We start from the raw sequence: 12,473 nt of genomic DNA, 5'->3' as shown, positions 1-12,473 counted from the left end.
TCAATTTATCGATTCTAATTTATCGAGTTTAATTTGTCGGGGCTGAGTTAATTAGCCCTGAAAGATTATCATAAAGCGCTCTTACTTAAGTCTGAAATCTAGATAAAAAGTATCTAATACTACATAAATAAAAATGAGGTATGAAAATGATGTTGAATAACCTGGAACACGACTCAATATTCACGCCGGAACAGGTGTTAGAAAATCGCGGTCGGGTTGCAATTTTTATTGATGGTTCCAATTTATTTTATGCAGCTCTCCAATTAGGAATCGAGATTGATTACACTAAATTATTGTGCAGGTTAACTGGTGGCTCTAGATTACTACGCGCTTTTTTTTATACTGGAGTTGACCGAACTAATGAGAAACAACAAGGTTTTTTATTGTGGATGCGTCGGAATGGTTATCGGGTTATAGCCAAAGATTTAGTCCAATTACCAGATGGCTCGAAAAAAGCTAATTTAGACGTAGAAATTGCAGTTGATATGATGGCACTAGTAGATTCTTACGATACCGCAGTATTAGTCAGTGGTGATGGAGATTTGGCATATGCCGTTAACTCTGTAAGTTACAGAGGTGTCCGGGTAGAAGTAGCAAGTCTAAGGTCTATGACTAGTGATAGCTTGATTAATGTTAGCGACCGCTATATTGACCTGGAAGCAATTAAAGAAGATATTCAAAAAACACCCCGTCAAACTTATCCTTATCGTCAATTATCAGAAATGGGTTTTTTAGATGAAGCTCCAACTGTAAGTGACGAACACTTGGAAATCCCAGAATGAAGTGTTATCAACAAAATAGAAAAAAAACTATCTGGGGAATAAACAAATTTATTTCATTTTCCCCTACCAAGTTGTTTAAGATCGAAGATTTATTCAAATTATCTTTGAGTTTTTTGCTTTTAATAGGATTAGTTGCTTGTAGCGGTCAAACCAAACCAGAAAATGAGACTGAGACAACTGAGTCATCAACCCCAGGGGAAGAAGAAAGTAAATTAACTTTCTTTGATGTCACCTTGGAACAAGCTGATGATACAGGTAAACCAATTTGGAAGGTCGAGGCAAAGCAAGCAAGATATGCCAGAGAAAAACAAATTGCTGAGGTAGAAAAACCATATGGTGAATTATACCAAGATGGCAAGGTTGTTTACCAAGTTAAAGCCCAAAAAGCTAACATTAAGCAGGATGGAAAACAGTTATTTCTTGAAGGAAATATTGTTGCTACAGATCCCAAAACCGGAGCAATATTAAAAGGTAACGAACTTGAGTGGCGTCCTCAAGAAGATTTATTGATTGTTCGCAAACAGCTCAATGGTATCCACAAACAAGTACGAGTAGTAGCCAAAGAAGCCAGAGTTAAAACCCGCGAGCAACGTATGGAATTATTTGGTGGGGTAGTAGCTAACTCAAATGAGCCAAAATTGCAATTGCGAACCGAAGAATTAACTTGGAAAATTAACGAAGAAAAATTACTCGGTAAACGTCCGATTCAAATTGATCGCTACAAAAATAATCGTATTACTGACCGTGGTAGGGGAAATTCTGCTGAAGTCAACTTAAAAACTAAAGTGGTTTCAGTCACTAAAAATGGTCAGCTAGAATTACTCGAACCACCTATCCAAGTCGCAAGTGACTACATGAACTGGAACTTAAACTCAGAAATCGTTGATACCAAAGCTCCAGTTACAGTAGTTCATAAAAAAGAAAATATGACAGTAACTGCTGATCGAGGTAAGTTGGAATTGCCGAAAAATATAGTTTATTTAACAGGTAATGTTAATGGTGTGGGACAGCGCAATCAGTCAATTAAGTCCCAAAACATGACTTGGTATCTCGATAAAGAATTAGTTGAAGCGCAGGGAAATGTGATCTATAGCCAAGCCGATCCACCCTTAACGTTTTCCGGTGATAAAGCGTCTGGAAACTTAGAACAGCAAAACATTTTGGTTAGTGGTGGTGCTAAACGCAGTCGGGTAATAACAGAGGTTATTCCCCAACCAAAGCCATAATTATTTGGGGATTGGCGACTGACTGGGGATACACCGCCTTTGCTAACGCACCGCTAGAGCCTACGGCGTCGGCAAAGCCTCTGACTAACGTCACGCTTCGCTTTCGCTAATGCTAACGCGATTACTCATTACCCATTCCCATTACCCATTACCCATTCCCGAATTTCCAACCAACTTATCAATAATTTCATTGCGACTAGTTGCACCTAAATCGGGTAAGGAATCTGCACCACCATGGGGAGTAACAGCAGAAGGAACCGGTTGTGCTTTTTCCAATTGTTTGACCAGAGCTTGTAATAATAGATCCTGTCTTTGTCGAAACGATGAAATATAAGGACCCCGGTTAATAATTGCAAACCAAACCAAACCGCGATCGCGAGTTGGCATTACCCCTGCTAAAGCACTAACATCTCGAAGAGTACCAGTTTTCATCGCCGTAGCTTCAGGAAGCTTACGGGAGTGCATAGTTCCCCTTCGATCAAAACCTGCTGTGGGAAATAAATCCGCAATTGTCAGGTTTTTTGTCATGGCAATTCGATGTAGAGCCATTAACATGGCAGAAGCTGCACGAGGAGAAACACGATTTTCTACCCCCAGCCCAGAACCATTGATTAACTGAATTTCTTCCGGTGGAACTCTTGCGAGTTTTGCTGCTACTGATTGTACAACTTCTGCCCCCCCAACATAATCCGCTAGCATTTGTGCCATATGGTTGTTACTGAAAACATTCATTTCTTTAACAATTCGCTTCAAGGGTAAAGAACGATGGCGAATTAGCAAAGTTTGTGAGGGACTCGGCTCTTCTATTAATTTGACCTTTCCGACAATTACCACCTCGGGCTTGGGGGTCCCAGAAGGCATAATCGAATATTGAATCGCTGTGCGACGAGACCAACTTGCATGATGAAGTGAACGCTTGAGTACTTGACCTGCTAACTGCGGGTTACGCTGAAAATTCATCGCAAAACTACCTTTAATTAGCAAATTTCCTTCAACCCGTTTAATACCCATGCGGTTAAGGGTATTTCCCAAAGTAATTGCTTCCTCTGAAACAAATAAAGGGTCACCACCACCAGTAATTACCAGATCACCCTTGAGAATCCCATTTTCCACCGGTCCTGTAGCTCCAACCAAGGTTTCAAACTGATAGTCCAATCCCAATTTGCTTACAGCAGCCAAAGATGTTGCTATTTTTGTCAATGACGCAGCAGGTAATGGCGTTGTACCTTGATGATTTGCCATTAACATCGGTCCTGACTGCATCCAAATCCCTTGGGAGTTTGTCATGTCATTGGTAATCAGCTTGCGATCAATTAATTCCTTAAGATATTTCTGTACCGTATCGACCCCAGCTGGATTTGGATCGGGGGCAAGAACTAAGCCAGGACTACTTTGCCAAGCCAAAACATCCAACGCATCTATTGGCTTGACATCTACTCCAGCCATTTCCAGCCAAAGTGAAAACAGACCTGAACCCAGTAATTCCAGCATTTTTCATTCCTCTTTTTGGAGAAAGCAAGTTTTTCCTGTGCTAATATACAGTCTTTTTTGATCCCACTCAGGATGTAGTAATAATAAAAGGTGTTTACATACTAAGGAAGAGGTACGGATAACAATTTTATGCTACCGATTCTGAGCTTGGAGATTATTTTAATAAATACAACATGAATATGGATAGGATATAAAATTAACATTGTATACATGTATTACTACTAACTGAAATTGAACTGAAGTCGAGGACTCAATAATCTAGCCAGCAATATAGTTATCTAGATATTTATCCTGTTGAAATACTTTGTTCAATTTCATGCATTAAAGGTATATTTTATACTTATTATGCCCATAGTCTCAGTTCGCAATATTACTGTTTATACATTCAATACTGCTATTTCTACATTTGCAGTGTCTTAGCAATAAAAGTTTTATATTATACTCTTAGATTTATTTTATAAAGTTGTAAATTACAATTGATAATTACGTGATTTAGAAAAAATAAAGTTAGCGAAAATCATTAGGCAAGTAAATTTTCAGCATATATTTATTCGTGACAGTCAAGTATCTATATAACTATCACAAATTATTTTGATATAGTTAAACTCTAATTATTTATCTGTTCCCTTAAAAAAATCTGCTATAAAGTTTATTTTCATATACAAAAAAATCTAAATTATACTCAACATAATTCTCTGAATAAGTTTAAGTACAAAAATTGATATTACAGCTTAAGACTACAACTGTAGGAATCAATGTTTGACTTGAAAATTCAGATTAATTTCATGAGTACACAATCGATTTTAAGTCTTAGAAAAGCTTTTAATTAAAGTTTGACAAAGTCACTTACTTATGCATAAGCAATGATGGGAATTTTTGATCTGCCTTAAAACAAAAAGTATATAAAGTTCATAGAATCGATATGTTTCATGAGAAAAAACTATGAAACTTATGCAAATATTTTGTTATTTAGGAAAATTTATATCGAAAACTAGAAGATGTAATTTGCCGATTATTTTTTTCTGGCAAAACTTGGTAGGGTAAATGAGACAATTGGGGTAATAATAAAGCCAATCTTTTTGAGATAGGCATCTGATAAAATTTGTAAGGTTTCTAGAAGCTAGTAGCAATGGTATCGACTGGCGAACGTATCGCAATTGATGCAATGGGAGGGGACCACGCACCCGATGAGATCGTTGCTGGCGCACTGCGAGCTCAAGAGGAATTGGGTGTAAAAGTTTTACTTGTGGGTGAACCCGAAAAAATTAAAGCAGCCCTGCCTTCAAACACTAATTTGGGGCAAGTGGAAATCGTAAGTGCTACAGATACGATCGAGATGGATGAGGAGCCTTTGTCTGCCGTTAGGCGCAAGCGTTCCGCTTCAATCAATGTCGTAATGGACTTAGTAAAAAAAGGAAAGGCAGATGCTGCCATCAGTGCCGGTCACTCCGGCGCTGCAATGGCAGCGGCTTTACTCCGCTTAGGACGACTTCCCGGAATTGACAGACCGGCAATTGGTGCTGTTTTTCCCACTATGATTGCCAGCAAACCTGTACTGATACTAGATGTAGGTGCAAACGTAGACTGTCGCCCTAAGTTTTTAGAGCAGTTTGCTGTTATGGGTTCGGTTTACAGCCAATATGTGTTGGGAACTGCCGAACCAAAGGTAGGTTTATTAAACATTGGTGAGGAAGATTGTAAGGGAAATGACCTGGCAATTCGCACCCATCAAATGCTGACCTCCAACTCGCAAATCTCTTTTCTTGGCAATGCTGAAGGTCGTGATGTTTTATCAGGACGTTTTGACGTGATTGTCTGCGACGGTTTTGTTGGTAATGTTTTACTAAAATTTGCTGAAGCTGTTGGAGAAATAATACTGCAAATTCTGCGGGAAGAATTACCATCCGGCTTGCACGGTCAAATTGGCACAGCACTTTTAAAACCAAATCTAAAGCGGATCAAGCAACGGATGGATCATGCGGAGCATGGTGGCGCTTTACTTTTGGGAGTGAATGGAATTTGCGTTATCAGTCACGGTAGTTCTGAAGCACCTTCTATTTTTAATGCTATTCGTATGGCAAAAGAAGCTGTGGATAATCAAGTATTGGAACGCATTCATCCGCAGGTTAGTAGTTTGGCTTCCGAGTAGTATCACTTGAGCCCTATTTACCCACCCAGACCAAAGTCATTAGCTGTCATAGTCTGCTAGTGACACCCCCATACTGGGGTAGAGTATTCTTTGTGCTTATGGTTCTTTTTCTCTATGGTTTTCTGTCCTTTATAGATTGTGTGTGTCTGCAGTATTAATGGTCAGCCGAAGTGACAAAGCATTTTGGATATGCGTAGTCAATGAATGTTACTTTTGTCTATGTATTTATTGCTAATAACTGGTTGCGAACGGCTTATAAATTCGGAGAAAATGAGTGCAGAATTTAGGAATAGCAATTACAGGAAGTGGCTCGGCAGTCCCAAAAAATTCCCTCGATAACCAGGGACTAATGCAATTCGTGGAAACTACAGATGAATGGATAGCCACAAGAACTGGTATTCGTCAACGCCGACTGGCAAACCCAGGGGAGTCTTTAAAGGATATTGCTACAAGTGCTAGCCAAAAAGCACTGGCTATGGCTGGAATCGAACCACAAGATGTCGATTTAATTTTATTAGCAACTTCTACATCTGATGATTTATTTGGTAGTGCTTGTCAAGTTCAAGCAGCTTTGGGGGCTGATCAAGCGGTAGCATTTGATTTGACAGCTGCTTGCTCGGGCTTTGTATTCGGACTGGTTACTGCTGCTCAATACATAAGAACTGGTGTCTACCAAAATGTATTGTTGATTGGGGCAGATATTCTCTCTCGATGGATAGATTGGGAAGACCGACGCACTTGTGTCTTATTTGGTGATGGTGCAGGGGCGGTAGTATTGCAAGCGAATCAAAGCGATCGTTTACTGGGGTTTGAACTTAAAAGTGATGGCACTCAAAATGGTTGTCTTAATGTTCCCTATACAGCATCTCCACGAAAACTAACTGAGGAGGTTGTTGTAGCGAAAGGGAATTACCAACCATTAGCAATGAATGGTAAAGAAGTCTACCGTTTTGCCGTACAAAAAGTTCCAGAAATTATTGACAAAGCTTTATTTCATTGCCAACTAACTGTAGGACAAATCGATTGGTTAGTCCTACATCAAGCCAATCAACGTATTCTCAATGCAGTCGCGGAACGTCTCAAAATTCCACCTGAAAAGGTAATCAGCAATGTTGCCTCATATGGCAATACTTCTGCTGCTTCCATTCCCTTAGCTTTAGATGAGGCTGTAAGACAAAATAAAATTCAAACCAACGATATTATTGCAGCATCAGGTTTTGGTGCTGGTCTTACATGGGGAGCAGCTATTTTCCAATGGGGAAGGTAATCATTGTGTCGTCATTCATTTGTCATTTGTCTTAGTCATCGATTGTGAATCGTTGATTATAAGACAAAGAACAAATGGTGTATGTACCTCCTGGAGGGGGAATCAAGGTTAGCGTTCGCCGTCGGCTTATAGGAGGAATGACAAATGACAGATAGAAAATGAAAAATGACAAATGACAAAGTGCAAATGAAAAAAACTGCATGGGTTTTTCCCGGACAAGGCTCCCAATCTGTAGGGATGGGAATGGATTTATTGGATATACCGTCTGCTAAAGAAAAATTCGCTCAAGCCAAAGAAATTTTAGGCTGGTCAGTCACACAAATGTGTGAAAGTGATTCAGAAAATTTATCGCGTACTCTCTACACCCAACCTTGTCTTTATGTTGTGGAAAGTATTCTTGCTGATATTCTCCGCGAGAAAGGAGACAAACCAGATTTAGTTGCTGGTCACAGCTTGGGAGAATATGTAGCCCTTTATGTGGCTGGCGTATTTGAGTGGTCAGCAGGACTTCGCTTGGTGAAAAGACGTGCTGAACTGATGGATAATGCTGCTGGTGGTAAAATGGCAGCATTAATGAAATTTGACCGCGAGCAACTGGAAAAAGTTGTGGCTCAAACCGAAGATGTGGTGCTAGCAAATGATAACAGTGCAGCCCAGGTAGTAATTTCTGGGACTCCGGAAGCCGTAGAAGCGGTAATGTCTCAAGTTAAAACAAGGCGAGCAGTTCTTTTAAACGTTTCGGGAGCTTTTCATTCTCCCTTAATGTCTGCGGCGGCTGCTGAATTTCAAGATATTTTGGAATCAGTGAACTTTCAGCAGGCTACGATTCCAGTGTTATCCAACGTAGAACCAGTTCCGACAACGGATGCTGAGGTTCTGAAAAAGCGCTTAGTACAACAAATGACTGGTTCGGTGCGTTGGCGGGAAATTTCACTTGCACTACCAGAAAATAAAATCGAGCGAGTAGTGGAAATTGGACCAGGTAATGTACTTACTGGCTTAATTAAACGAACTTGTTCTGGCTTAACTCTAGAAAATATAAATTCTACAAAAGAATTAGCCGCAGTCTAAAACAGTTGTGACAGCATTTAGGAATTATAAGATAGGAGCCAGAATTTGAGTACTCTTAATACTAGCTTTTAGCTGTACTTCACTTATTTCCAATCTACTATAAATGCTCAAAACCTACTTTTAAAACAGGAACGAAAATCGTAAATATCTCTACATACTTTAGTTTAATAAGTTTGGTTACCAGAATTTATCTGGTAACCAGAGTTTTTACATAAACTTCTTTTTTTTACTAACGGGACTTAGACATTTTTTTGTTCAATAAACAGCCTCAAAGCTTTATAAATCAATGGTTTTACGTCGAATTGGTTCTTTTCTTGATATAAGCGATTCTTAGTGTTTTGAACTGAACCCCTTATCCTGAATTGCTTTGAAGCTTTTTCCTGTTTGTTTTTTGTCTAAGTTCCGCTAATCAAGTTATGGCAAATCAAGAAATAATATTAACTGTCAAAACCATCAATTTCAAATTCACAAGCTCTCGAAGCCTGTTCTGCACTAAATGGCTCAAAACTAACTAATGGTAAATATGAAGGATTTTTAATCAGTTCTTTTGCTAATAAAAATCCAGTTATACTCCAAGTTTGATATAGTCTTGCCTTTCTACCAATTAATCGTCCTTTTTTACCATCATAATATTCAGGCCATTCATCTTCTTGTAAACGAGATTGTGCTATTTCAATTGCTCGTTCGGCAAGAGATATTCTATTAGTTTTAACTGCTGCTGCAGCTAACATCCACAAAAGAACGGGCCAATTTCCACCATTATGATAAGACCAAGGGATATTTTTTGGATCGCATCCAGTGATTAATCTATATTCTTCATTTTCCAAAGCAGGAAAACAAATTTTCATTGGCATATCACCCACCAAATCATCCCATCTTTCCTCAATTAAAGTCATAATTGCCTGGGACTGTTCTTCAGTAGTAAGTTCAGACATAATTGCCATCAAGTTACCTAAACAGAAGAAACGAACATCAAGTTGTGATGGTCCGACATTTCCTGCTAAATAACCACCTTTTTTCGGCAGCCATTTATCCAATTCATAGTATGGAAGAGAATCTACATAAATATTGAATTGATTAACGGCTGTTTCTCCATATTCTTCACCCTCAAAACGATAAATAGCATTTAAGCGGTTAATATCTATCCAGTAATGTTTGCGAATATGCGCGCCTAAAAGTGGTAAACGACTATCGATCGCAGCGACAATATCTTCATTACCTCCACAAATTAGAAGTTCGCGAGCTCCTCGTAATGCAGAATAAAATAAAGCTTGAATTTCCAGAGGATGACCATAAATACCCATCCGACGGTCAATCATACAAGCTCCGTCTGGAACTAAAAGTGTCGGATACATATCAAATCTGTTTGCCAGGCAAAGATCCATAATCAGCTTGATGCCATTTTGAAACTCTGGCTTATAGGCTAAAGAATAATCTTTGGTTGCAACTACGTAAGCACGTAACAAAATTATCCACCACAAGCAGGAATCTACTGGCGTTACTCTGGCGATCGCGTGCTCTCCAAAATCGGCTTTTAAATATTCTTCTCCATTACTATGGGTCATTACCTTAAAGCTAGCCGGGATTAATCCTTGAGCTGGTTTGTAAGCATCTAATTGCTTTTCTTTTGGTTGTAGTTTTAAAGTTTCCTCTAAAAAATTACGAACTATATTGGTTCTACCTTCTATTAAAAAAATTATTGCTGCAGAAACAAAATCTCTAATAAAACATTGGTCATAATTTAAAGCTTCCTGTGACAAATCATAGGCAGCAACTGTACCAACAGGGCGTCCTTGATAATATATAATTGTTTTTTCCAGAGCTTCCCATGCATCTTTTTCAAATTTTCTAAGTCCGATTACATCATCTAATCGCATTACCAAAAAACTCCAATTTTGTTGTGTTTATCATTAATTCTCAAGTGAGATAGCACTGGATTATTCCCAAAAATAGAAATCACTATATTGCCAAGCAGTAAATATAATTACTTAAAATAATTACTCAGAATAATTACTCAAATAGATACAAGAAAATAAAATAAGCTCGTAACTTGAAATAACTTCAAATTTAAACAACTAAGTTTTGAAAGTTAATTTAAAAGAATTAAAATATCAGCTTTTTAGCATGATACTGATTTAATCTTTAGTATGAAAGGTAATAAATAACCAAACAAATATACTCGCCAAAAATAGTTTAAATCGCGTTTAAGTCTTAATTTTTGGAGATATTAAATTTCTGATTATTTATCTCAAATTGTCAACTTTCAAAAGCAATTATATTTCTATATCTAGACTTAGATTTCGGTGAGACTCTAACACTAGATAGGCATATTTTCTTGATTTAAAGTATTGCTTGAGAATTTTATAATTTGCTAATTTGTGAATGGCTAAATAGATTTTTCACCCATATAACAAATTATAACTTTTTTTCATATTTCGCAACAACTTATTTGATTTTTTTATTTCTGTAATCTGAAATAGTCAAAAAAATTACCTGAACTCAAGTAATTGAAAATTAAAAATATTTACTGAATACCACATTTGAATAGCGATTTTTGTAAAAATATCCCATTCGTGAAAACTCTGTACTTGGGATTACGGTTAATCTGTTTGTATTAGTTATTTGAATAATACCCAGAATTAATTTATGAAATTTTTTCTTAGACTTAAGTAATTGTAATAAATACAAATCGAATTCTACTATTACTCAATATAAGTTGGTATAAAATAATATGAATTTACTGTGAATTTCTTTAAAAGAATGCACTATCTTTGACTTTAGTCAGTAAAAGGGGCATGCAATTTCTCAATGCAATAGCTAATACTGCGAATTGCGCACAAAGGTTTAATTTCGCAAAGTATTTGATTTCAAACTAAAAGTAAGTCATAAATGATAATTAGTTGGTTATAAAGTTTTTGCCAAAATTTACCAACAGTTTTACCCAGAATATAAATATTAAATGATAAATATAAATCTTTACTCTCTTTTGAAGCGGAAATCACCCACGCCCAAATTTTTATCCTTCTTTTGAAGTAAGTATTTGGAATTTCTTCATTAACAATCCTGCTCGATGTAAGAAGTAATATTTAATTTGAGTTAATAAATAAATTTAAGTACTAATAAAATGGCATATTGTGAGAGAAGCTATTTGATTTTTTAAACATAAAAATTTTAATGACGTCAGTTGATTTCCCTAAACACCAAAAAGCTAAAGCCCTTAAACCCGGTAGTCGTCGTCCGGCGAAGGAACTCTGTAGCGAGTGCGGATTATGCGACACATATTACATTCACTATGTCAAAGAAGCTTGTGCTTTTTTGAATCAACAGTTTGACAAACTAGAAGAACAAAGTCACTCCCGTAAGCGAAACTTGGATAACCCTAATGAACTTTATTTTGGGGTTCACCAAGAAATGATGGCGGCGCAAAAAAAACAACCCATTCCTGGCGCTCAATGGACGGGAATTGTTAGTACGATTGCCATTGAAATGCTCAACCGCGGCATTGTTGAAGGTGTGGTGTGCGTTCAAAATACTAAAGAAGACCGCTTTGGACCAATGCCAGTTATTGCTCGGACTCCAGAAGAGGTAATGGCTGCACGGGTGAATAAACCTACCTTGTCGCCTAATCTCTCAATATTAGAGCAAGTAGAACAATCCGGAATGAAGCGACTGCTAGCAATTGGGGTTGGTTGTCAAATCCAAGCTTTACGGACTGTAGAAAAACAATTGGGCTTGGAAAAACTTTACGTTTTGGGTACCCCTTGTGTTGATAACGTTACTCGAGCTGGACTACAGAAGTTTTTAGAGACAACTAGTAAATCACCTGAAACCGTAGTTCATTACGAATTCATGCAGGATTTTCGAGTCCACTTTAAACATGAGGATGGTTCTATTGAAAAAGTACCTTTCTTTGGTTTGAAGACTAATCAACTCAAGGATGTTTTTGCACCTTCTTGTATGAGTTGCTTTGACTATGTTAATTCCTTAGCCGATTTAGTTGTAGGTTACATGGGTGCTCCTTTCGGTTGGCAATGGATTGTAGTCAGAAATGATACTGGTAAGGAAATGTTGGAGCTAGTAAAAGACCAACTTAATACTCAACCAGTAATGTCAAAAGGAGATCGGAAAGCTGCTGTACAACAAAGCATACCTGCTTACGATCAAGGTGTAACTTTACCGATGTGGGCAGCAAAAATGATGGGTGTAGTCATCGAAAAGATTGGACCTAAGGGTTTGGAATATGCTCGCTTTTCCATTGACTCCCATTTCACTCGTAATTTTCTTTATGTAAAACGCAATTATCCGCAAAAATTAGCAGCCCATGTTCCAGAGTTTGCTAAGCGCATAGTCGGACAGTATAAATTACCAGATTAATATGGGAAAGTTGTTTCCAGGTTTAGCCTGGAAACAAAAATCTTAAAATATTGGTTTATTAATACTTGTATGCCTTTACACAAAAAATAGCCAAAGCTAATTTTTCTATTCTC

At 37.6% G+C, this 12,473-nt stretch carries 8 protein-coding genes; 6 read left to right on the top strand and 2 right to left on the bottom strand.

The features are described from left to right. Positions 1–149: 149 nt before the first annotated feature. Positions 150–782 carry a LabA-like NYN domain-containing protein gene (locus BC008_RS29965; protein ID WP_027845193.1) on the top strand — a complete coding sequence of 211 codons (633 nt, stop codon included), beginning with the start codon at positions 150–152 and terminating at the stop codon, positions 780–782. A gap of 71 nt (positions 783–853) precedes the next feature. Then, positions 854–2,008: an LPS export ABC transporter periplasmic protein LptC gene (gene lptC, locus BC008_RS29960; RefSeq protein ID WP_321170096.1), complete on the top strand. Its 1,155-nt coding sequence runs from the start codon at positions 854–856 to the stop codon at positions 2,006–2,008. Positions 2,009–2,149: 141 nt separating this feature from the next. On the opposite strand, the gene BC008_RS29955 is transcribed toward lptC, so the two are convergent. After that, complete coding sequence (locus BC008_RS29955; RefSeq protein WP_027844493.1) at positions 2,150–3,499, bottom strand: D-alanyl-D-alanine carboxypeptidase; 1,350 nt, start codon at positions 3,497–3,499, stop codon at positions 2,150–2,152. A 1,129-nt stretch (positions 3,500–4,628) separates the two neighbouring features. On the opposite strand from BC008_RS29955, the gene plsX reads away from it, so the two are divergent. The 3 genes from plsX to fabD all read left to right on the top strand — a co-directional run bounded on the left by plsX (position 4,629) and on the right by fabD (position 7,986). Continuing rightward, positions 4,629–5,648, top strand: coding sequence for a phosphate acyltransferase PlsX (gene plsX / locus BC008_RS29950; protein ID WP_027844494.1), 1,020 nt, complete (start codon positions 4,629–4,631; stop codon positions 5,646–5,648). Between the two features lie 274 nt (positions 5,649–5,922). After that, the gene (locus tag BC008_RS29945) at positions 5,923–6,915 is read left to right on the top strand and encodes a beta-ketoacyl-ACP synthase III (protein WP_027844495.1); all 993 of its coding nucleotides are present in this window, start codon (positions 5,923–5,925) and stop codon (positions 6,913–6,915) included. A gap of 186 nt (positions 6,916–7,101) precedes the next feature. After that, complete coding sequence (fabD, locus tag BC008_RS29940) at positions 7,102–7,986, top strand: ACP S-malonyltransferase (protein WP_027844496.1); 885 nt, start codon at positions 7,102–7,104, stop codon at positions 7,984–7,986. Positions 7,987–8,423: 437 nt separating this feature from the next. Here fabD and BC008_RS29935 read toward each other — a convergent pair whose 3' ends face one another. After that, positions 8,424–9,863 carry a glycoside hydrolase 100 family protein gene (locus tag BC008_RS29935; protein WP_027844497.1) on the bottom strand — a complete coding sequence of 480 codons (1,440 nt, stop codon included), beginning with the start codon at positions 9,861–9,863 and terminating at the stop codon, positions 8,424–8,426. A gap of 1,297 nt (positions 9,864–11,160) precedes the next feature. On the opposite strand from BC008_RS29935, the gene BC008_RS29930 reads away from it, so the two are divergent. Continuing rightward, positions 11,161–12,360 carry a Coenzyme F420 hydrogenase/dehydrogenase, beta subunit C-terminal domain gene (locus BC008_RS29930; protein WP_027844498.1) on the top strand — a complete coding sequence of 400 codons (1,200 nt, stop codon included), beginning with the start codon at positions 11,161–11,163 and terminating at the stop codon, positions 12,358–12,360. Positions 12,361–12,473 lie beyond the last annotated feature (113 nt).

Origin of the sequence: Mastigocoleus testarum BC008 (genome assembly GCF_001456025.1) — a bacterium.
GTDB classification, from domain to species: Bacteria; Cyanobacteriota; Cyanobacteriia; order Cyanobacteriales; family Nostocaceae; genus Mastigocoleus; species Mastigocoleus testarum.
This window is presented reverse-complemented; position numbering and strand designations above follow the sequence as displayed.

Coding starts and splice junctions, on each gene's coding strand:
- BC008_RS29965 (WP_027845193.1), top strand. CDS start 150: ATGTTGAATAACCTGGAACACGACTCAATATTCACGCCGGAACAGGTG.
- BC008_RS29955 (WP_027844493.1), bottom strand. CDS start 3,499: ATGCTGGAATTACTGGGTTCAGGTCTGTTTTCACTTTGGCTGGAAATG.
- plsX (WP_027844494.1), top strand. CDS start 4,629: ATGGTATCGACTGGCGAACGTATCGCAATTGATGCAATGGGAGGGGAC.
- fabD (WP_027844496.1), top strand. CDS start 7,102: ATGAAAAAAACTGCATGGGTTTTTCCCGGACAAGGCTCCCAATCTGTA.
- BC008_RS29935 (WP_027844497.1), bottom strand. CDS start 9,863: ATGCGATTAGATGATGTAATCGGACTTAGAAAATTTGAAAAAGATGCA.
- BC008_RS29930 (WP_027844498.1), top strand. CDS start 11,161: ATGACGTCAGTTGATTTCCCTAAACACCAAAAAGCTAAAGCCCTTAAA.